Source organism: Bacillus cereus group sp. BceL291 (genome assembly GCF_051776705.1).
Classification (GTDB): domain Bacteria; phylum Bacillota; class Bacilli; order Bacillales; family Bacillaceae_G; genus Bacillus_A; species Bacillus_A cereus.
Map to the genome: position 1 here is coordinate 56166 of NZ_JBPWAP010000002.1, position 20697 is coordinate 76862.

Here is a 20697-nt window from a genome sequence, read left to right on the forward strand (position 1 = left end):
CTAATCCACGAACTACATGCCAATTGTTAAACACTCCCAACAATTAGCATGTAGTTTTTTATGTTGCACTTTTCTTTTTTACATTACATAAACCTTTCTCTATATCTTACTTATTTCTTTCTAGGTGGGCCAATTTCTTATTTTTTTAGAAATGGTAGTTTGTCCATCACGAATTTAGTATAAATTTCATTTTAATATATAGTAATGACTAATGATTCTATGAAAGAAAAGAATGAAAAGATGAACAATAAAAATAAAGGAAAAGTATTTTATGGTAATGATTGTTGCGAAGTCAGAGCTTGCAGTCATATTAACATTTCTAAGTCCGAACTTACAGAATTCGTTAGACTTCTTCAAGCTCTTGGCCAAGCTATTCTAGTTCAATATGGATTTGGTTGCCTAGGCGGAGGAACTACGGGGACTACTGGTGCTCAAGGGCCTCAAGGCGCTCAAGGACCTGCGGGCGATACAACTGCGACACTATCTGTCTTCCGAATTTACTAACCACAATTTCCGAAAATATTTTGGGAGGACTAAGCACATTTATAAGTAATAGATGTGATTTTGATTGTCTATTAAATCTCTCTTTTAATAAAAAGGAGCACTTGTTTGGGAGGATAAGTGCTCCTTCTTTACGTTTCTTTACCTCAAATTTACTCTATCTTAATCCTCATTTTGTATGATAAATAATGAAGTCAAAGATATGAAAGAGGGATGAAAAATGAGAGTTATGTCACCGATACGCATTTGGATTGCTCTTATGGTATGCATTATTTTATGTGTAGGATTTTTTTTAACTCTAAAATATTCCACTATTTCAAAAGCAGATAGAAAAACTGTTCCATACAAAATTTTGTATACGAAACAAAGCAACATCCCTTATTCCAATGCAACAAAAAATGAAAAGAAAGTTATAACGGGAATGCTTATTACGAAAGCTTCTAGTTCCGAAGCGTTACTTCAAATTGCTGAAACGATTAAAGATCAGTATACAAATAAAAAAATCGATGAAATTACACTTTCTATCCACAATGAAAATAATGGTAATTACGAAGAAGAATTACCTTACGAACCTATTAGTAAAGGAAAAATAATTGTCACATACGATTCTCAATCCTTTGGCAATACGAACATTATACTTAACGAGTAGTAACTAGTACGGAGAAGGGATAATTTCAATCGTTTAAAGTTTCATTTTGTTTTTCATACAAAAAAGAGGCGAATTTCATTATTCGCCTCTTTCTTTTACCAAAATGAAGGAATCCATTCTTTCACTTTATCAATCCACTCTTGTTGCTCTTTTTTTCTTTGTTGTTCCTCTTCTTTCCTTCTCTTCTCTTCTTCTTTTCTTCGTTTTTCCTCTTCTATTGTAGTCAATTGTTTTTTATAATCAGCCTCAGATATGAGCGATAACTGAAATGCTTTTTGAGCTGGATTTGCGTTCGCTTTTTTCATAATATCCCGGAACATTGTCGTCGTAATTTGACTACCACCCGGAACATAATGATCGCTATCTGTTTTATCATATCCTACCCAAATCGCACCTACCAAATCTGGTGTGTATCCAACAAACCATGAATCCTTTGCACCGGTGCTTGGGCCATTTACAATTTGAGTAGTTCCTGTCTTACCGGCCGTATCAACATTATTAACTTTCGCCTTTTCGCCCGTTCCCTTTTCGACAACGCCTTTTAATAAATATGTCATCTTTTGAGAAATTTTCTCGCTTGTCACTCGTGTCTCTTTCTTATACCACTTTCCAATCGTTTCACCTTCCGCATTTTGTATCTCTCTAATCGCATGAGCTTCCACTTGAACACCATCATTTGCAAATGTACTATACGCTTGAGCCATTACAAATGGGGATGTTCCTACATGCATACCGCCTAAAGCGATTGGATACGTACGATCTTCTGGCACTAATGGAATACCAAATCGCTCTAAAGATTTCAATCCTTTATCTAATCCAATCTGTTCCAATAGCCAAACAGCCGAAACATTGTACGACTTTGCCACAGCTTCATACATTGTCACATCACCGTGAAAAGTATGATCGCTATTTTGTGGTTTATATTCTTTAATATTAAATGGTTCATCTTTCAATATATCGTATACTTCATACCCTTGCTCTAACGCGGGTACATATACAGCTAAAGGCTTTAACGTTGAGCCAGGTTGTCTTTTTAATTGGGTTGCATGATTAAACTGTAAAAACTGATACGGTCCTCTCCCTCCAACTAAAGCTGGTACACCACCTGTTTTTGGATTCATAAGAACTACACCCGTTTGCATCAGTTGGTCTGAGCCATTATCTTTGAAATAACTATCATTATTCACAACGTCTTCTACAGCTTGTTGTTTTTTCGGGTCAAGCTCTGTATAAATACGATAACCACCCGCTAAAATTTCATTTTGTGTCAATTCGTACTTGTCCATTGCTTCTCTAACAATATAGTCTACATATTGAGAATATTTTCCCTTGTATTTATCATCCACACCACGTTTTAATACAAGACCGCTCTCTTTTTCTTTATTATACTGTTCGTCAGAAATATACCCTTGCTCTTTCATTAAGCTTAATACGACATTACGTCTTTCAATTGACTTGTTAAAGTTTTTATAAGGTGAATATGCAGATGGTGCTTTAATTAAGCCTGCAATCGTTGCAGCTTCTGAAATTGTTAAATCTTTTACATCTTTATCAAAATAAGATTTTGCTGCCCTTTTTATACCCCAAGCACCTTCCCCAAAATAAATTTGATTCATATACATTTCAATAATTTCATCTTTTGTATAAGTACGTTCTATTTTTTTTGTTAAAAAGTATTCCTTTATTTTACGAGAAAATGTACGATCTTGTGTCAGAAATACATTCTTCGCAAGCTGCTGTGTAATTGTACTTCCCCCAGCTACAACTTCTCCTGCTGTAATATTTTTAAAAACCGCACTTATAATTCCACTATAATAAATACCATGATGGTTAAAAAACTCCTTATCTTCTACTGCAACAATTGCCTGAACCATAATATCAGGAATATCTTTTCTTTTAACGCCTTCTGTTTTCGAAGAAGCTAATTTAGTTGCGACCTCATTATTTGCATCATAAATTAAAGTCGGTTGTGGAACAGCTTGTTTTAGTTCAGATATGTCTTGAATGGAAATTATTATATTTACAGCAATAAATAGAGTAACGAATACACTTCCCAATACAATTAATGAATTACGAAGTTTCTTCCTCTTATTGAACCACTCAAGCATTTTTTTAAAATGAGTGTTCTTCAATTTCATTCGTTCACTTCCTTCATTTATTTACACTCTTCTTTTTAAAAGGAAGAATATACCGCCTTTTAAATTTATTATAATAACGTAGTCATTCCTATAGTGTAAAGCTTTTCTTTTACATTCATACTTTTTGCAAGAAAAGGACATTCTACAAGTAAGATATTCACTATTGGATATTAATATTATTAATAGAACAACGAGAGTTATGTTAAGTTTTTGTAAACTTTTCGATAAAATGTTTTAAAAAACGACAGTTTTTTGTTAGAATTGATTAGCCAATATATTTTACATATATTACTTTTGTGGGGGTAACAATAATGGTCTTTAAATCAAAAAAAGATAAATTTTCTGAAATGTTAATGAATGTTTCCGAAAATTTAAAAGAAGGCGCGCAGTTTTTCGTGGAGTATAAAATTAAAAATGCTAGCGATTTAAAAGAGTTTTCTATGCGCATGAAAGAGTATGAGTCAAAAGGTGACTCATTTATTCACGAAATCATTATGGAGTTAAACAAAGCGTTTATCACTCCGATTGAGCGTGAGGACATCCTACAACTTGCAATGAGTATGGATGATGTATTAGACGGATTAGATCACAGTGCTGGTCTGTTCGAAATGTATTCTATTACAGAAGCAGATGAATACATGATTAAATTCGTAGAAGCAATTAATCAATGTGCGATTGAGATTGCAAACTCTGTTGAATTAATGTCTAACAAAAAATTAGTCGACATTCGTACAAATGCGATTAAGATTAAGGATTATGAATCACAGTGTGATGATATTCGCCGTCATGCGATTAAGAACTTATTCTCTCGTGAAAAAGATCCGATTAAGATTATTCAATTTAAAGAGATTTACGAAGAGCTTGAAGAAGTAGCTGATAGCTGTCAAAGCGTTGCAAACGTATTAGAAACAATTATTATGAAGAACGCGTAAGGAGTTTGATCATGGATACACTCTTGATACTGACCGTTTTAGTAGTCATTTGCGCTTTAGCTTTTGACTTTATCAATGGATTTCACGATACAGCAAACGCTATTGCAACGGCTGTTTCAACGAAAGCTCTAAAGCCTAGACATGCCATTATTATGGCGGCTATTATGAACTTTTTGGGCGCAATGACATTTACAGGTGTAGCAAAAACGATTACAAAAGATATCGTTGATCCATTCGCCTTACAAAATGGTTCTCTTGTAATTTTAGCTGCTTTGCTTGCGGCGATAGCTTGGAACTTAATTACTTGGTACTACGGTATTCCAAGTAGTTCTTCGCATGCAATTATCGGCTCAATCGCAGGTGCAGCAATTGCGGCCGCTGGGATTAGCTCGCTAAATCTTAAAGGATTTATTAAAATTATTGAAGCTTTAATCATTTCACCGATTATCGCTTTCGTTATTGGTTATACCGTATACAGTATTTTTAAAGTAGTATTTAAAAACTTTAACTTAACAAAAACGAATAAGAACTTCCGTATATTCCAGATTTTCACTGCAGCATTACAAGCCTACACACACGGTACGAATGATGCACAAAAAGCAATGGGAATCATTACGATGGCTCTTATGGCTAATAACTATCATACTTCTAGCGATATCCCGTTCTGGGTACAATTATCTTGTGCTATCGCAATGGGGCTTGGTACTTCTGTCGGCGGATGGAAAATTATTAAAACTGTCGGTGGACAAATTATGAAAATTCGTCCTGTAAATGGTGTAGCTGCCGATTTATCATCATCACTTGTTATTTTCGGTGCAACATTCATTCACTTACCGGTTAGTACGACGCACGTTATCTCTTCTTCTATTTTAGGGGTTGGTGCTTCTCACCGTGTGAAAGGGGTAAAATGGGGAACTGCAAAACGCATGTTAATTACATGGGTTATTACACTTCCTATTTCAGCTTCTTTAGCTGCTCTGTTTTACTACCTATTACATTTTGTTTTCTAATCAAAAGTCGTCTTCCTTATTTTTCTAGGAAGACGACTTTTTTGTGAACAAGCCTATTTCTCATTAAAAAGCGTGTATAATAATTGGTGGATAAGTTATTTAGAGGAGTTGGCAATTTTGGAATACATCATGTTACTTTTCATCGGACTAATCGCCGGAACAGTCGGCAGCCTAGTTGGGCTTGGAGGCGGAATTATTATTGTTCCGTTATTAATTGGATTACACAGTTTATCACCACAACTTGCAGTAGGGACTTCTATGGTAACAGTCGTTTTCACAGGACTATCTTCCACCCTTACTTACATGAAGCATAAGCGAGTAGATTATAAAAGTGGACTTATTTTATTTATCGGAAGCGGCCCTGGTGGTATTATCGGATCATGGGCAAATAAATTTTTAAACCAAGACACATTTTCTTTATACTTTGGGATTTTCCTTATATTCGTCTCAATTCTACTTATGCTTCGAGACAAATTAAAACCTCTTTCCCTCTCAAATACGTCTGTAATTAAGCGTTCTTTTACAGATAATGATGGAAATACTGTACACTACCAATTCCCACCGTTTCTTGCTATCTTTATCGCCTTTATAGTTGGGTTTATATCTGGATTATTTGGAATTGGTGGCGGTGCCTTACTTGTTCCAGCAATGATGCTTCTTTTTGCATTCCCAGCACATATTGCAGTAGCAACTTCAATGTTCATCGTATTTCTATCAGCAATTGTAAGTTCTGCAACTCACATCTCACTTGGAAATGTCAGCTGGATTTATGCATTAATCCTGATTCCGGGTGCATGGATTGGCGGAAAAATCGGGGCTTACATTAATACAAAACTAAGTGGTAACGCCGTAATTAATTTATTACGTATTACGTTGATTATTCTTGGAACTAGATTAATCATTATTTCCCTTTTATAACGTATTCTTTTTAGAATGCGTTTTTCTTATACACATGAATATAAAAATCCTCCGAGGAGAACAAATAAAATTAAACAAACACATAATAACATATAATTTGAAATATGTACTTTCTTCAAGTTGACCACTCCTATAACTGCGACTGTTATCTTTATGATAGCGAAAAAATAGTTCACTTGCAGTTACAGAGTGCTAACAATGCAAAATCAATTATTACAAATTTTATCCTTATATTTCATTTCTTTGTATATTCTATCGATTTAATAAAAAAAGATGTCATATTGACATCTTTTTTAATGAAGAAGTGACCACCCCATGAAGTCTTCATGTACTTGGCACGCCCTCTTATCGTTTCGATCATATAATTCAGCATAGCTATCTGTTTCTTCATCATAAGCCATCGTATAAATAATTTGGCCGTCTACTTCAACGGATAAAACGACTCCACCTTTCATCTCTTCTACATGAATGATAGCATTCGCCGGAATTCTCATATCCGTCATTCTCATCGCATCTAACAATATACTAAACCCCCTACAGCGTATTCATTGCTAGTACTATTACACACTAAATAGTATACTACTGTAATAGCATACATTTCGTCAATGAAATTGCTGTTGAAATAGCATATTGTCTATATACATATACGCTAAAATAGAAGAAATAGAAACATATTAATGGGGGGCTAACATTGATTCTACACAAAGGAGATGTACTATTCCGTCAAGGCGAGGACGGTCCTTTATACTTTATAAAAACAGGCTTATTAAAAGTAGTTCGGCTAGAAGAAGACGGAACACCATTTTTATTCAACATTATCGTTCCAGGTGAAACGATACCTCATCATTCTTTAATTTCACCGAAAGAATATCACGGTACAGCTATCGCTTTAATAAAAACAGAAGTGGAACCGATCACTAGTAGTGAATGGTACGAGAGACTTCAAGCAAATCCCGAATCGTATGCTAACATCGCTATGCAATTACAATCTAAATTAAGAATGATGCAACAACGAATTGATCAATTGACAACCGTCTCTCCGAAAGAACGTCTTCATCGTTTACAAGAATGGTTCACCCTATATTTAGGTGACATTCCTATATATGAAATATTAACACAAACCGAAATTGGTCAACTGATAGGTATACGTCGTGAAACAGTAAATCGTTTATTACGAGAACAAATAAAAAACGAGGTAAAGTAAATACCTCGTTTTTTTGCTTATTGTAAGCTTGTTGCTGGGCCGAAAAATTCATAATGAATATGCTCTTGTTTCACACCTAAATCAGTTAGTGCAGCATTTATATGCTTCATAAATGCTACTGGACCACAGAAATAAAACTCTGCTTCAGTTGTCGGAATAATAGTTTTTAACCATTCACTTTCAATGAAACCTTCTTTATCAAAGTTCTTCATTTCTAAATCTTTTTCAGTCGGTGCAGAATAACAAGTATATGCTTTAACTTGTTCATATTCATTTTCTACTGCCTTAACGTGTTCTTTCATTGCATGTGTATTACTATTTATTGCTGCATGAACAAAATATACATTACGTTTTGAATCTTGTTCAATTAACGTATTTAACATACTCATCATCGGTGTAATCCCTACTCCACCACTAATTAGTACAACTGGTAATGTTGAATCCATATTTAACACGAAATCTCCCGCTGGTGCACTTACTGGTAAAACATCTCCTTCTTTTACATGTTCATGTAAGTAATTAGACACTTTACCGTCTGGTGTATCTACACCTTTTTCTTTTTTTACACTAATACGATAATATTCTTTCCCAGGAGCATCGGATAAACTGTATTGACGATTATGTGTATATGTCTCACCTTCAATATTGATTTGAATCGTTACATATTGACCTGGGATGAATGAAGAAACTTTCCCTCCATCTTCAGGTTTCAAATAAAATGACGTAATAACATCGCTTTCCTTCACTTTTTTAACAATCACAAAGTTGCGGAAGTCTTTCCATCCACCTTCTTTATGTGCAGCTTCTTCATACATGTCTGCTTCAATGCTAATGAATGCATCAGCAATGACACCATACGCTTCTCCCCATGCATTTAAAACTTCATCAGGTGCACCTGCGACCTCTTTAATGGCACGTAGTAAACATGTACCTACAATCGGGTAATGCTCTGCTTTAATACCTAAACTTCTATGCTTATGACCAATTTGTTTTACAACTGGAATAATAGCTTCTAAATTATCAATGTACGTTGCAGCTGCATAAACAGCATTCGCTAACGCTTGTTGTTGTCTTCCCTTTTTCTGATTTGTATGGTTGAAAATATTCAATAACTCCGGATGTTCCGAAAATAAAATTTCATAAAATCTCGTTGTAATTTCAACGCCTTTTTCTTGTAATAATGGTACTGTTGACTTTACGATTTCAATTGTTTTTGCACTTAACATTGTATCCCACTCCTCTATTTCCTTAACTGTTTTTAGTTTAACTGAATCTTATAATGCAGATTGTGATTTTAATCACTATTAACACGGTGTTTTTGTGAATAATATATGAACATTGTATTTACAAAAGAAAAGAAAATAAGCTAACTAGAATTCTAGCTAGCTTATTATTTTGTTTGTATAGCTTGTTCAATTACTTTTATATCTTTCCCATCGCCAAACTCCGTATATCCCCAGATATTCGTTTCACCTCTATATTTATTTACGATAATATCCAAGTCATGATATACACGGTGGGCATACACTACATACTCAATATTTTGAAGTTCCACACCTTTTTTTACAATTTCATAGCTTCTATTTACATCACGTTTTATTTTTTCACTCTTTATGTCTGTATGTATATTTTTTAACGATGATTCTTGTTGTTGAAACCATTGCTTAAATTGATTCCAATCCCCGTCTGTATAATTCTCTGCTTTACCGTAATTTAAGAAATTATTATAGCTTTCATGTGTCATTCGAATAAAATTTAGCACTTTTGTCTCTTCTTGCACATCTTCTATTTGAGCTATTGTATTTACCTCAGCAGGCTTATTCGCATAATGTAACAGCACTTTCATAAGACTATAGCTTGCAATGATCATCACGATAATAATCCCGAATACACTTAACAATTTCTTCATATACAGAACTCCTTCTCTACTAAAAATATTACAATGTATGACTATACTTGTAACTTTCTCTCGTAGAAATATAATTCCTGTATAAATTCTTCCTATCATTTCGACAATATTTTTCTATACATTTCTCGTTGGCAAATGTTCTTGTAAAACAATATATCCTTCATAAGCAGTGTAACCGAGTATAGCCATTAATCCGATATAACAAGCAAATACTGTCCATTTCGTTTTCGCATCCACTTTATAATAGTTTTCTTGTTGTTCCTTTTCTGTTTTCCATTCATTTAATTTTCTTTCTGACGCTTCAAATGCTTCCCTTATGTGAATTGTATACTCATCTTTTTCATCTTCATATGGAACATAATCTAACGGTTCGAACTTCGGTAAAAGATACTCTAACACTTCCATTTTTTGAAGTTCACCTATTTGTAACTCTTTTTCCCGTTCTCTTTGTCTTAATGCATTCATCTCATGATGCATCACGTATATAGTCCGATGTACAGCACCCGTTTCTTTTAATTCCTCTTCAAGCCTAGTAACATATTCTTTCATCCCATCAATTTTATGCCCTAATTCCTTAATCGGCTCATCTCTCTTTATTACTCTATATAACTCCATACAACCGATAATAACAATAAATCCTCCCAAAATACTTTTAAAGTAAATTGAATAGCCAAGTAATAAAATAAGGCCTGCTCCCCAAATTTTAGTACTGACAACTGAAATAATTCGCCCACCATCTAGCGGCGAAACGGGAATTAAATTAAAGAAATTAATCATACTTCCAAGCAAAATAACAAGCGCCCAAAATGGCTCTTTCGTCATTATATAAAGCGGTATCGCGGGTAAAAATGACAGAAGTCCGAAAAGCGGACCCATATAGGCAATGTAAGCTTCATCTTTCGCATTTTTCGGCATCTCTTTCATTCCAATAAGGGCCCCCATAAATGGAATAAAGATTGCTGGCGATGTTGGGATCCCCTTTCTTTTCGCAGCCCATAAATGGCCCATTTCATGAACAAACAACAAATAAATGAGCGCCACTCCAAATTTCCAACCATATAGAACTGCGTATGCGCCAAGCGATAGAAACATACTAAATACCGTTGAAAACTTTGCTAATTTAAAAATTGCAAATACCCACTTTAACTTAGACAGTAAAAATAGACCTATCGCAACAATAATTCCCCATAATCCTTTTTTATTATTTTTCATATTCCTCTCCTTTATCTCTCATTAATGAATCATATTCATTCATTAAAGCTTGTTCTTTTCTCTATTATGACATATTTTTTTCTATTGTTAGAAATAATGTTTATATAATCCATTTTCAGCCAAAAATATAAATAAAAGGAGGTGTACAAAAATGAATTTACAATCTCTTATAATAGGTGCTCTATCGTTTTTAGCTTCAACTCTTATTTTTTATACCGTTAGTTACGTATTATTATTAGATTTGTTGCCCAATCACGTATTTATTGCCCTTGTCATCCTTTCCGCTCTTATGATTTCTTTTCTTATTACACGAAAATCAATGAATGAGCCATCTGCAAAAGCAAAGTAATAGAGAGGGGTGCTTTCCCCTCTCTATTATCATTTCCTAGGAAAGGTCATATAGATTTGACGAGTTTATATTCATTCCAATCCGTAAGGGCTAATTAAAGTCTCACTTTATCTTTGAAAATTCATTTTTTCACCATAATCTTTAACAATCTGAATTATATTTTGAAACACACCTATTTTTTCTTTTTTACTGTTTAATATTTTCAAATCATAACTTTCGTAATATGTTTCTAATGATTTTAATTGTGATTCTGAAGCGCTTTTTATCGGAACAGTAGCATGTAATTCATATTGCTTATACCCTTCCTTTACTTTTTCACCTAAAATCATTTCACTCTCTTTTGCTCCAATTAATTTTTGAACTTTTTCTGGAAAATTGAGTTGCAAATAATATTCTTGCTCCTTCACTAACTTATTGTATAGTGATTGTGAAATCGTATACCGTACCGTATAATTCACGTTTTGATCGCCTGTTTTAATATGAAACGCGGTAATCTGCAAATCTTTTTTTGTTACTTCCGTTAAAGGGCTTACCTGCATCTCATCTTCTTTTTGTTCTGAGACATTTGGAAATATATCCAAAAGCTTTTCCGTATCTTTTTCATTCAACATATACATAGCTTTCTTATATTGCACCCATCCTCGTCTATCTTCTCCCCTTAACCATGCATAATAAGTTTCTTTTTTCCCATCTCTACTAATTTGTATTTCATATTCAGGTTCACCGAAGCTTCCTGTTATTTCTTGTTTCTCAGCTTTATTCAAAATGTCTATTACTAACTTCGCTTCTGATTCCTGCAACTTTTTCTCTTTATGTTTTTTTTGTATAACGGTTATCCCTATTGTTTCTTTCACTTCATTCACCGTCTCTTCTACTTTTTTTGTTTCTTTTTTCGGTTCAACTTGACCACAAGCTGCTAGTAACATAACAAACAACAACACCAATACATATTTCCCTTTCAAATTAATCCTCCTCTTACGATAAGAAATCCTTATAATCTTCATACATAAAACAAAAACGTGACATCCTATTAAATACGCTATACTAATCATTGAAAGGAGGTCTTTATCATGTCCATTAATTTTCATGATGAAAATAATAAGTACACATATGCAACAAGAAACGCTCATATTTCTTGGGCTGAAATGGTAAAAAACATTACAGAAATACAAAACAAGCAAATAATTGATATCGGCTGTGGTGGTGGGATTTATACGAAAGAACTCGCTCTTATGGGAGCCAATAATGTTGTGGGACTTGATTTTTCAAAAGAAATATTACAAGCTGCAAAAGAAAATTGTAACAACTTTTCAAACATTTCATTCATCCACGGTGATGCACATAATATCCCATACCCTAATGAAACATTCGACATAGTTATTTCGCGTGCAGTTATTCATCATTTACAAGACATTCCTACATTTTTACGTGAAGCTTCTCGTATATTAAATAAAAACGGTGTACTTATTTTACAAGATCGAACAATTGAAGATTGTACAATTCCAGGAAGTCCCGAACACATTCGCGGATATTTTTTCTCTCTATTTCCAAAACTTATTGAAATAGAGTCAAAAAGACGTCCAAAAACCAACACTATACAGACAGAATTACAAAAACATTCTCTTCATGTACTTCCCACACAAACACAATGGGAAATACGAAAAATACATGATTCTGTAGAAACATTATTGCAAGATTTATCTCCTCGAACAGGTCGATCCATTCTATATGAGTTAACAGATGATGAACTTTCTCAACTTCTACAACATATACAGACCGCATTACAAAACGTCTCTCCTATTATTGAAAGAGATCGATGGACAATTTGGAGCGCCATGAAGTTGTAAGGAAGGAAGCCTCACAAAATAATGTGAGGCTTCCTTTCTTTCATAATCTAATTTTGCAACACTCTTGATATCCTCCACTTCTGGCCTGTGCACTTCCACACTTCGGACATACTAAATATCTAGACTGATTTGTCAACAAACTACCTTTTTGAAAGAGTAAAACTTCTGCTTGTTTAAACGAACGCGAATAATATAACCACATAAAACCAATTATAGCAATAATGCCAAATAATACTCCCATCGCAAGCATTTCAGTCACCTCTTTTGGTTTGTTCTTTCCAGCAAGTGGATTGTTGTATTATTCTCTATAAATTCAAACAATCCCTTCTTCACTCCTATAAATATCAATTTTCTCTATAAAATTTACAATTCTCCGCAAATTTTCACTCCCATTTTACAATTCATCATTTCCTTTACAACAACGAATATCACTTTCGATATTTCCGTATATAAATATATCTTTCAAAAAACATATTGACTTTCTAAAAAAAACATGCAACAATACTGTCAGAATACTTGAATAAAAATTCATTGACGAGAACGAGTACGTTATAGAACTGTTCCCCAGAGAGTTGGCGATTTGCTGAAAGCCAACGTTCAGCGCGTAACCGAAAATCATCTCCGAGAAGTAGAACCGAATGTTACAGTAAGTTCTTACCGGCCGTCCCCCGTTACAAGGAACACGTATCATGTTGTACGTTGCAAAGCCGTATACATATAGATTTATTTCTACATGTGTAAATTAGGGTGGTATCGCGGGTAAATATAACTCGTCCCTTTCTTTAGGGACGAGTTTTTTGTGTTCTTACAAATGAATTTAAAAAAGGAGGAAAAACAATGAACACTGTATCAAAAAAACATATTTTTTTCACGGGTCTTATGCTATTTTCTTTATTTTTTGGGGCAGGTAATTTAATTTTCCCTCCCATGCTTGGCCAAAATGCAGGTGAAAACTTTTGGCCAGCAATGATTGGATTTTTACTAACAGGAGTTGGCTTACCACTACTAACTGTTATCGCAATTTCTCTATCTGGAAATGGAATGCAGCAACTTGCAAGTCATGTTCATCCATTATTCGGAATTTTCTTTACAGTAATTGTATACATTGCTATCGGTCCATCTATGGGCATCCCACGTGTTGCAAATGTCGCTTATGAAATGGGTGTTAGTTCTTTCTTACCAGAAACAATCCGCTCTAGCAGCCTAGTGCTATTTGTATATACAATCATCTTCTTTACTATCGTATTTTGGCTGAGTTTGAATCCATCTAAACTTGTTGATCGTATTGGAAATGTATTAACACCTATTTTATTACTCTCTATTTTCTTATTGTTTGTTAAAAGTGTATTTACACCACTTGGGCAATCAGGACCAGCAATGCAAGAGTATCAAACTTCTCCAATCTTCAAAGGCTTTATGGAAGGCTACTTAACAATGGACACTATTTCAGCACTTGCATTCGGAATTATCGTTGTAAATGCAATTCGCTCTAAAGGTGTGAATGATCGTAAGTCCATTGCCATCGCCACAGCAAAAGCAGGGCTTATTGCCGCTACAGGGCTCGTACTTGTATACGGTGCACTCGGCTGGCTTGGGGCAACTAGCGTCTCGCTCGGATATGCAAAAAATGGCGGACAGCTACTTACTGTTATCGTACAACAATTATTCGGTCCATACGGTTTGCTCCTATTATCTCTTATCGTTACACTCGCTTGTTTAACGACATGCGTTGGACTCGTATCTGCGTGCAGCCAATATTTTTCAACATTATTGACTACATTTTCATACAAAACGTTCGCGAGTATCATTTGCGCATTAGGATTACTAGTTGCCAACTTAGGTTTAACGAAAATTATCGCAATCTCTGTTCCAATTCTACTTGTTGTGTATCCAATTGCGATTGTACTCGTACTACTATCATTACTTCATAAATACTTCGGTGGATATCGCTCTGTTTATGTAGGTGCTTTAATTGGAGCAGCTGTAGTGAGCGTATTTGATGGATTAAAACAAGGTGGTATTTCAGTTTCATTTATCACACCATATTTTGAATTTATCCCTTTATATAATGAAGGAATCGGCTGGCTAATACCAGCATTAGCAGGAGCTCTTATTGGTCTTGCAATGGCTAAGTTAAGCGGTACGAAAAAAGTTCCATTAGTAACCGAATCTCACGAAGTAAAAGCCTCCTAAAAAAACTCCCAAAAGGGAGTTTTTTTACATTTGATACGCAGTATGATTAAAACTGCTTATTTTATAAGCCTTCGTATAATATTCAATATTCGTATCAACTGTTTCTACCTTGACAACATCATAGTGCTCTTCTTGCTTTACTAAAAATAAATAGTATTCCTCTGTAGCCTCAATAATCGCAATTTTATCTGTTTCAACATTATATTGTTCACAAAGCGCTTGTAATGCGTTCACATAATCCCCTAATTTTTTAGACTTATCCATTCCGAATATAGTTTGAACTAACATATACATTCTCCCCTTTATATGTACTGTTAACACCTCAATGATAACGCTTACATTATTTATCGTCAATAAAAACATTCAATAGTTTTAACGCCAAATCTATATTGTATCGAGCCAATAATCAGCGAGGAATTCCCCGCCAATTAAAGTTTCACTTTATCCCGCATTAACTGCCCGTAAAAGCCCGATTGGTGAGGGCTGATAATCAGTGGGGGAGGAACAACCTCCCCACTGATTAAAGTTTCACTTTATCACTTCGTTAATTGATGCCTAAATGCATAAATAACCGCCTGAGTACGGTCACTTACATTCAATTTATTTAATATATTACTCACATGTGTCTTTACCGTTTTCAGTGCAATAAATAACTCGTCCGCAATCTCTTGATTACTTTTTCCCTCTGCGATTAATAACAAAATCTCAAACTCTCTTTCCGTTAAATCATCATGCAAAGGTTGCTCTTTCTTTTGACGCATACGGGACATCATTTTCCCGGTAACTTTCGGCTCTAATACTGTTTCTCCATCATAAGTAGCTCGTACAGCATCAGCAATATCACTTGCTCTTGATGTTTTTAATAAGTAACTGGTCGCCCCAGCCTCAATAACAGGATACAATTTTTCGTCATCTAAAAAGCTTGTTACAACTACAATTTTTGCTTCTGGCCATTCTTGAATAATAGCACGTGTTGCTTCGACACCGTCCATCTCATCCATAACAAGGTCCATTAAAATAATATCCGGCCTTAATTGCAATGCTAATTCTGATCCTTTTCTTCCATTCTCAGCTTCCCCTACTACTTCAATATCTGGCTGTGTAGATAAATATGCCGATACACCCATACGAACCATTTCATGATCATCGACAAGCAATACTTTTATCATACTTCTCCTCCTCTCTCAATCATAATCGGTACTTTTACTTCTATTTGTGTACCTTTGGCCGGGAAACTAAGTACCTTGAGTGTCCCACCAATTTCATGAACACGCTCTTGCATCGATCTTAGGCCATATGAACCAGCCTTATTAACCCCTACTTCAAACCCAACGCCGTCATCAATGATTTTTAAAATCGCATATTGATCAATTTTTCGAAGGCGCACTTCTGTTTTCTTTGCCTTCGCGTGTCGCAACGTGTTTGATAGCGCTTCTTGCACAATACGGAATAAATGATCTTCTACACCTTTTTTTAATTCTATTGGCTCAATAAGCCATTCAATTTTCATATGTTGTTTTCGCGATAATTCCGTTAATAATTCCTCTATACCTTCTGTCAGTTTCTTACCTTCCAATTGTACAGGACGTAAATGAAGGAGCAATGCTCTCATTTCTGATTGAGCATTTACAACCATATTTTCAACAAGTTGCAATTGTTTTTTTGTCACATCTGGAAATTCAGTTATTTGTTCATTAATCGCTGACATCATCATCGACATTGCGAAAAGCTGCTGACTTACTGAATCATGCAACTCCCTTGCTAAACGATGCCTTTCTTGAGAAATCGCTTCTTGTCTCATCTCTTCATTCCAATGAGCTCGTTCATTCGTTACTTTTTGAAAGAGTCCAGCTTGCTCCTCTAATCGACGAGCCAGAACGATTACTTTTCGTTCCACTTCATGAAATTCATCATCTGCAGTAAACGAAACATCGCTCGGAAAATTCCCTCGCTCTACTTCAAATAGAAACGTATTTAATCCTTGTATACGCTGCTCTATATAGTAACCGATTGCATATCCTACAATTCCCCCGATAAGTAAACTTGTAGTCATAATAAACAAGCCAATTGGAACAGAAGCGATGGATTCCTTCCATAATAAATCATACACTTGTTGCTCGCTTTTCCATACATATACAATTGTACAAATGAGTGCGATACTAACAGAGGACAACATAGAATAACGAATATACATCCACGAAATATTTTTTTGTTTCTTCATTATACTTTCCTCACTTCCGTGTCGCCTACGACAAGCGAAGAAATAATTTTAATACGTCGAGGAGCCTCTTTATACTGCTCTGTTCTAAATGTAACATTGCGGTTAAACCCTGTCTCTTCATGACCTGGCAAGAGCACACGCCCGACAATAACAGAATGATTTAAAGAAAGTTCAATATCATATGGCACATATAAACGAATATTACCAACGACACCTCGAATAACAATTACCGTTTCCCCTTCTGGAATCATAGCAGTTGTTAAATCTATTTCCACATCACAAGCACCATATTGAACATTAATATCCTCAAGTTCATAAATATGATCCATCATTCGCACATTGCCTACAAACATATTTTTCAAATATGGTTCTGTACGATATATTTGCTTCTCTTCGTCTATCATCCCTTTTTCTTTAATTTCAACCTTCATTGCTTTTTGCTGATGCCCTTGTTGAATCAATTGATAACCAATTAAAGCTAAACAAGCAAATACGACAAGAACAAATGCTGCTGATGAAAATAAGAAGAATAAAAATACGATACCACCAACAAATAAAAATACATTTCCCCGTACATAACGATTCTTTTTACGATAATGCCTTCCAAACATAAGCATAATAAATGCAAAAATGAGACCACCTGGTTCAAAATGTCCAAGTATCATATCAAGAAAAAGACCGAACCCAAATATGATGAGGAGCATCCCCATTAATTGTGTCTTTGAAAAATGTTTCTTCATTTCAGCTCCCCCCTTCTTGTCACATATACATAGAAGAAAAGGCATTGCTTTCCAACACCTTTTCTCCTATCACTATATCATAAGCCTGTTTTATAATATACTACTATTATTTTGTTAACTCTTTCGTTAACGATACATCATTCTTTTCTTTCATTTCACGCTCAAGTTTTGCAATTTTCATATCAAATGTGTCACGCTCATGCTCTTCATTCATACGAGTTTCTAAGTCACGAATATGATCTTCAATCTCTTCAAATCGTAAGAATGGATTATTTTCATCCATTTTATGCATCGCAGTATTCATACGACGATTTGCATGTGCCATATTTTCACGTGCCATTAGTTCCATACGCTTTGCGTGCATTTCTTTTAATTTATTTTTCATTTCAGAAAGACGACGCTCTAACTCATCAATTTGCTCTACAACACCTGCATACATTTCTTCTAATCGAGTTACTTGCCCTTCATAATAAGCTACCTCTTCTAACGCACGTTCGTGCAATTGTAATTCACCTGCTTCTTGAGCAATGATAGCTTGCTTTGATCTTTTATTAACGAAATAACGTGCTTGCTCAAGCTCACGAGCAAAGTTAGATTTTAATGTTTTATGACGCTCAATTAACTTCTCAATTTTTGTTATTTCACGCTCACTATCACGTAAATATTGGTTTAACATCGCAATTGGATTTTTTCTTTCCTTCTCATCTAACACGTTATGAAAATCAGCTAAAATTGCATCGCGTACACGTCCGAATAAAGATTGTTTCATTATAAATCTTCCTCTCTTCTACTTTAATTATAATTTGATTTATTGTTTTAGTTTTTCATTAATTTGTTCCACTCATCTTCAAAGTTGCTATATGATTTAGAACTTTCTGGAGCAGATTCAACAACTACATCTTTTTCTTTTTTCCACTCACGGTATCCGTAGTATAAAACCACTAAAGCAGCGATACCGATTAATGCTGGCGAATGAGAAAGTGCAATGGATAAACCGATTAAACCAACAATACCCCAAGCTAACTTTCCAAAAAATGATTTAGCTCGCACAAATGATTTATAGCTCCAATATACAACTCCTGCTCCGATTGCGAATCCTACAATACCAGCAAGACTACCAAGAGCAATTAAAGCCAAAATACCGGCTGCGATAAACGCTAGAAATTGTTTCATCTTGTGCTTGCCTCCCTTCGATTTGATACTCTTATCTTAACTATTTTTTCATCTTTCCATAACGAGCTTAAGAACCGTTTTCTACTCAGACTTAAGACCGAGTCATATTCAGCCCTTTACGCAAAAAACGTGCAGAGTCTATTCTCTGCACGTTTTTTAATTACTAACATTCATATTAAATTAAGCAGTTTTATGATACTCTTTTTTCTTAGCTACTTTCGAAAACCTTGGAAACCCAATTAAAATAGAAACAATCCCACATACTCCAACTAAAATTGGATAAAATGCATACGGTAACAATTCAACTGGAGATAACGCTGCAAATCCTGCTGCCGTTAACATTTGGGCACCGTACGGAATTAATCCTTGCACACAACATGAGAAAAGATCTAATACACTCGCTGATTTACGAGGGTCTATTTCATATTGATCTGCAATATTTTTTGCAAGCGGGCCTGTAAAAATAATTGAAATCGTATTATTCGCTGTACACATATTCGTCATACTCACTAAACCAGCAATACCAAATTCCGCTCCTTTTTTCGAACGAATATTACGTGTTAATACATTCATTAAATATTGAATACCACCATTATATTGGATTAATTCAACCATACCGCCAATTAATATAGCAAGTAATACTAACTCCATCATACCGCCCATTCCAGTCGTTACACTTTTAAAGAAACTTTCTAACGTGTAACTTCCATCTATAAGACCGATAACACCAGATAGTACAGTTCCACCAGTTAATACAATAAGTACATTCCAGCCAAGTAGCGCTGTAATAAGTACTCCTGCGTACGGTAAAATCTTTATCCAATCAAAGCTATGTGCTTTAATTTGCGTGTCACTTCCTGAAGTAACTATTACTAATAGCACAATTGTAATAATAGCCGCTGGTAACACAATTAAAAAGTTCGTTTTAAACTTATCTTTCATTTCTGTTCCTTGTGAACGAACAGCTGCGATTGTTGTATCTGAAATAAATGATAAATTATCACCAAACATCGCTCCGCCAACAACAGTAGCCATTGCAAGCGCAATTGAGATATCAGTTTGACCACTAATACCTACAGCAATCGGCGCTAATGCTGCAATTGTTCCCATTGAAGTTCCCATCGCTAATGAAATAAATGCACCAATAACAAAGATTCCAGCTACGATAAATCCTGGCGGTAAAATAGTTAATGCTAAATTAACAGTTGAGTCTACTCCGCCCATTCCTTTAGCAGTTTCAGAAAATGCACCTGCAAGCACAAAAATTAATACCATAATCATAATATCCGGATTCCCTGCACCTTTAGCGAACCGCTCTACTTTCACATTAAAACTTTCTTTACGATTCATCATTAAAGCGACTCCTACAGCAATTGAGATCGCTACAAGTATCGGCAATTTATAGAAATCACCTGTAATAATTCCAGAACCAATAAATAGCGCCAAAAATATCCCAAGTGGTAATAAAGCTAAACCATTTCCTCTCGTTTCTTTCAAAGTATCATCTCTCCCTAGTTTCAACCTTTTTCTAATGAATAACAAAAGACCTCTTCCGATGAGAAGAGGTCTTATACATCTATAAGAAACACTCTTCTCATCTTTCAAGCACACGCTTGCTGGATTTGGCACAGCACTCTGAAATCGAGTCCGCTGCCGAGGCATCGTAGGGCCAGTCCCTCCGCCTCTCTTTATAAGAAGGTT

23 protein-coding genes, 1 riboswitch and 1 other annotated feature are annotated in these 20697 nt (G+C 34.9%); of the genes, 9 read left to right on the plus strand and 14 right to left on the minus strand.

Annotated features, from left to right (window positions below):
* Positions 1-219 precede the first annotated feature (219 nt).
* Positions 220-504, plus strand: a complete 285-nt coding sequence (locus ACS2CR_RS02125) for a hypothetical protein (protein ID WP_002100864.1) — start codon at positions 220-222, stop codon at positions 502-504.
* A 217-nt stretch (positions 505-721) separates the two neighbouring features.
* A complete protein-coding gene (locus ACS2CR_RS02130; protein ID WP_001265589.1) occupies positions 722-1150 on the plus strand; it encodes a hypothetical protein in 429 nt (142 codons plus the stop codon).
* Between the two features lie 95 nt (positions 1151-1245).
* Here ACS2CR_RS02130 and ACS2CR_RS02135 read toward each other — a convergent pair whose 3' ends face one another.
* A complete protein-coding gene (locus tag ACS2CR_RS02135; RefSeq protein ID WP_000769232.1) occupies positions 1246-3288 on the minus strand; it encodes a transglycosylase domain-containing protein in 2043 nt (680 codons plus the stop codon).
* 311 nt (positions 3289-3599) lie between these two features.
* On the opposite strand from ACS2CR_RS02135, the gene ACS2CR_RS02140 reads away from it, so the two are divergent.
* The 3 genes from ACS2CR_RS02140 (at position 3600) to ACS2CR_RS02150 (ending at position 6148) form a co-directional block, all read left to right on the plus strand.
* Entirely contained in the window at positions 3600-4220 is a 621-nt protein-coding gene (locus tag ACS2CR_RS02140; RefSeq protein WP_000231449.1) for a DUF47 domain-containing protein, read from the plus strand.
* Between the two features lie 11 nt (positions 4221-4231).
* Positions 4232-5230, plus strand: coding sequence for an inorganic phosphate transporter (locus tag ACS2CR_RS02145; protein WP_000380273.1), 999 nt, complete (start codon positions 4232-4234; stop codon positions 5228-5230).
* Between the two features lie 117 nt (positions 5231-5347).
* Positions 5348-6148, plus strand: a complete 801-nt coding sequence (locus ACS2CR_RS02150) for a sulfite exporter TauE/SafE family protein (protein ID WP_000455762.1) — start codon at positions 5348-5350, stop codon at positions 6146-6148.
* Between the two features lie 293 nt (positions 6149-6441).
* On the opposite strand, the gene ACS2CR_RS02155 is transcribed toward ACS2CR_RS02150, so the two are convergent.
* Positions 6442-6669, minus strand: coding sequence for a hypothetical protein (locus ACS2CR_RS02155; protein ID WP_000883009.1), 228 nt, complete (start codon positions 6667-6669; stop codon positions 6442-6444).
* 170 nt (positions 6670-6839) lie between these two features.
* Here ACS2CR_RS02155 and ACS2CR_RS02160 point away from each other — a divergent pair, with 170 nt between their 5' ends.
* The gene (locus tag ACS2CR_RS02160; protein WP_000600585.1) at positions 6840-7352 is read left to right on the plus strand and encodes a Crp/Fnr family transcriptional regulator; all 513 of its coding nucleotides are present in this window, start codon (positions 6840-6842) and stop codon (positions 7350-7352) included.
* Between the two features lie 17 nt (positions 7353-7369).
* On the opposite strand, the gene hmpA is transcribed toward ACS2CR_RS02160, so the two are convergent.
* The 3 genes from hmpA to ACS2CR_RS02175 all read right to left on the minus strand — a co-directional run bounded on the left by hmpA (position 7370) and on the right by ACS2CR_RS02175 (position 10473).
* Positions 7370-8578: an NO-inducible flavohemoprotein gene (hmpA, locus tag ACS2CR_RS02165; protein WP_053512844.1), complete on the minus strand. Its 1209-nt coding sequence runs from the start codon at positions 8576-8578 to the stop codon at positions 7370-7372.
* 164 nt (positions 8579-8742) lie between these two features.
* Positions 8743-9261: a hypothetical protein gene (locus ACS2CR_RS02170; protein WP_153602475.1), complete on the minus strand. Its 519-nt coding sequence runs from the start codon at positions 9259-9261 to the stop codon at positions 8743-8745.
* A gap of 114 nt (positions 9262-9375) precedes the next feature.
* Positions 9376-10473, minus strand: coding sequence for a site-2 protease family protein (locus ACS2CR_RS02175; RefSeq protein ID WP_000794491.1), 1098 nt, complete (start codon positions 10471-10473; stop codon positions 9376-9378).
* Between the two features lie 151 nt (positions 10474-10624).
* Here ACS2CR_RS02175 and ACS2CR_RS02180 point away from each other — a divergent pair, with 151 nt between their 5' ends.
* On the plus strand, positions 10625-10822 hold the full coding sequence (locus ACS2CR_RS02180; RefSeq protein WP_001053356.1) for a hypothetical protein: 198 nt from the start codon (positions 10625-10627) through the stop codon (positions 10820-10822).
* Positions 10823-10929: 107 nt separating this feature from the next.
* Here ACS2CR_RS02180 and ACS2CR_RS02185 read toward each other — a convergent pair whose 3' ends face one another.
* Complete coding sequence (locus ACS2CR_RS02185) at positions 10930-11784, minus strand: hypothetical protein (RefSeq protein WP_053512842.1); 855 nt, start codon at positions 11782-11784, stop codon at positions 10930-10932.
* A gap of 108 nt (positions 11785-11892) precedes the next feature.
* On the opposite strand from ACS2CR_RS02185, the gene ACS2CR_RS02190 reads away from it, so the two are divergent.
* On the plus strand, positions 11893-12669 hold the full coding sequence (locus ACS2CR_RS02190) for a class I SAM-dependent methyltransferase (protein ID WP_000026286.1): 777 nt from the start codon (positions 11893-11895) through the stop codon (positions 12667-12669).
* A 40-nt stretch (positions 12670-12709) separates the two neighbouring features.
* Here ACS2CR_RS02190 and ACS2CR_RS02195 read toward each other — a convergent pair whose 3' ends face one another.
* Entirely contained in the window at positions 12710-12919 is a 210-nt protein-coding gene (locus ACS2CR_RS02195; RefSeq protein ID WP_000880630.1) for a hypothetical protein, read from the minus strand.
* A 272-nt stretch (positions 12920-13191) separates the two neighbouring features.
* Positions 13192-13450, plus strand: a binding site (T-box leader).
* Between the two features lie 56 nt (positions 13451-13506).
* Here ACS2CR_RS02195 and brnQ3 point away from each other — a divergent pair.
* Positions 13507-14862, plus strand: a complete 1356-nt coding sequence (brnQ3, locus tag ACS2CR_RS02200; RefSeq protein WP_001099140.1) for a branched-chain amino acid transport system II carrier protein BrnQ3 — start codon at positions 13507-13509, stop codon at positions 14860-14862.
* Positions 14863-14886: 24 nt separating this feature from the next.
* Here brnQ3 and ACS2CR_RS02205 read toward each other — a convergent pair whose 3' ends face one another.
* From ACS2CR_RS02205 to ACS2CR_RS02235, 7 genes are all read right to left on the minus strand, one after another.
* Positions 14887-15225 carry a DUF3922 domain-containing protein gene (locus ACS2CR_RS02205; protein ID WP_002061028.1) on the minus strand — a complete coding sequence of 113 codons (339 nt, stop codon included), beginning with the start codon at positions 15223-15225 and terminating at the stop codon, positions 14887-14889.
* A 173-nt stretch (positions 15226-15398) separates the two neighbouring features.
* The gene (locus ACS2CR_RS02210; RefSeq protein ID WP_000598707.1) at positions 15399-16031 is read right to left on the minus strand and encodes a response regulator; all 633 of its coding nucleotides are present in this window, start codon (positions 16029-16031) and stop codon (positions 15399-15401) included.
* Complete coding sequence (locus ACS2CR_RS02215) at positions 16028-17083, minus strand: sensor histidine kinase (RefSeq protein ID WP_000744326.1); 1056 nt, start codon at positions 17081-17083, stop codon at positions 16028-16030. Before ACS2CR_RS02215 ends, ACS2CR_RS02210 begins: the two co-directional genes overlap by 4 nt.
* On the minus strand, positions 17083-17823 hold the full coding sequence (liaF, locus tag ACS2CR_RS02220; RefSeq protein WP_000716096.1) for a cell wall-active antibiotics response protein LiaF: 741 nt from the start codon (positions 17821-17823) through the stop codon (positions 17083-17085). Before liaF ends, ACS2CR_RS02215 begins: the two co-directional genes overlap by 1 nt.
* Positions 17824-17929: 106 nt before the next feature.
* The gene (locus ACS2CR_RS02225) at positions 17930-18592 is read right to left on the minus strand and encodes a PspA/IM30 family protein (RefSeq protein ID WP_000814127.1); all 663 of its coding nucleotides are present in this window, start codon (positions 18590-18592) and stop codon (positions 17930-17932) included.
* Between the two features lie 47 nt (positions 18593-18639).
* Positions 18640-18996 carry a lmo0954 family membrane protein gene (locus tag ACS2CR_RS02230; protein WP_000808641.1) on the minus strand — a complete coding sequence of 119 codons (357 nt, stop codon included), beginning with the start codon at positions 18994-18996 and terminating at the stop codon, positions 18640-18642.
* Positions 18997-19176: 180 nt separating this feature from the next.
* Positions 19177-20493: a Na+/H+ antiporter NhaC family protein gene (locus tag ACS2CR_RS02235; RefSeq protein WP_000665486.1), complete on the minus strand. Its 1317-nt coding sequence runs from the start codon at positions 20491-20493 to the stop codon at positions 19177-19179.
* Between the two features lie 94 nt (positions 20494-20587).
* Positions 20588-20693: riboswitch (SAM riboswitch) on the minus strand.
* Between the last annotated feature and the right edge of the window lie 4 nt (positions 20694-20697).

Coding starts and splice junctions, on each gene's coding strand:
- ACS2CR_RS02125 (WP_002100864.1), top strand. CDS start 220: ATGAAAGAAAAGAATGAAAAGATGAACAATAAAAATAAAGGAAAAGTA.
- ACS2CR_RS02130 (WP_001265589.1), top strand. CDS start 722: ATGAGAGTTATGTCACCGATACGCATTTGGATTGCTCTTATGGTATGC.
- ACS2CR_RS02135 (WP_000769232.1), bottom strand. CDS start 3,288: ATGAAATTGAAGAACACTCATTTTAAAAAAATGCTTGAGTGGTTCAAT.
- ACS2CR_RS02140 (WP_000231449.1), top strand. CDS start 3,600: ATGGTCTTTAAATCAAAAAAAGATAAATTTTCTGAAATGTTAATGAAT.
- ACS2CR_RS02145 (WP_000380273.1), top strand. CDS start 4,232: ATGGATACACTCTTGATACTGACCGTTTTAGTAGTCATTTGCGCTTTA.
- hmpA (WP_053512844.1), bottom strand. CDS start 8,578: ATGTTAAGTGCAAAAACAATTGAAATCGTAAAGTCAACAGTACCATTA.
- ACS2CR_RS02170 (WP_153602475.1), bottom strand. CDS start 9,261: ATGAAGAAATTGTTAAGTGTATTCGGGATTATTATCGTGATGATCATT.
- ACS2CR_RS02175 (WP_000794491.1), bottom strand. CDS start 10,473: ATGAAAAATAATAAAAAAGGATTATGGGGAATTATTGTTGCGATAGGT.
- ACS2CR_RS02180 (WP_001053356.1), top strand. CDS start 10,625: ATGAATTTACAATCTCTTATAATAGGTGCTCTATCGTTTTTAGCTTCA.
- ACS2CR_RS02190 (WP_000026286.1), top strand. CDS start 11,893: ATGTCCATTAATTTTCATGATGAAAATAATAAGTACACATATGCAACA.
- ACS2CR_RS02195 (WP_000880630.1), bottom strand. CDS start 12,919: ATGCTTGCGATGGGAGTATTATTTGGCATTATTGCTATAATTGGTTTT.
- brnQ3 (WP_001099140.1), top strand. CDS start 13,507: ATGAACACTGTATCAAAAAAACATATTTTTTTCACGGGTCTTATGCTA.
- ACS2CR_RS02205 (WP_002061028.1), bottom strand. CDS start 15,225: ATGTTTTTATTGACGATAAATAATGTAAGCGTTATCATTGAGGTGTTA.
- ACS2CR_RS02210 (WP_000598707.1), bottom strand. CDS start 16,031: ATGATAAAAGTATTGCTTGTCGATGATCATGAAATGGTTCGTATGGGT.
- ACS2CR_RS02215 (WP_000744326.1), bottom strand. CDS start 17,083: ATGAAGAAACAAAAAAATATTTCGTGGATGTATATTCGTTATTCTATG.
- liaF (WP_000716096.1), bottom strand. CDS start 17,823: ATGAAGAAACATTTTTCAAAGACACAATTAATGGGGATGCTCCTCATC.
- ACS2CR_RS02225 (WP_000814127.1), bottom strand. CDS start 18,592: ATGAAACAATCTTTATTCGGACGTGTACGCGATGCAATTTTAGCTGAT.
- ACS2CR_RS02230 (WP_000808641.1), bottom strand. CDS start 18,996: ATGAAACAATTTCTAGCGTTTATCGCAGCCGGTATTTTGGCTTTAATT.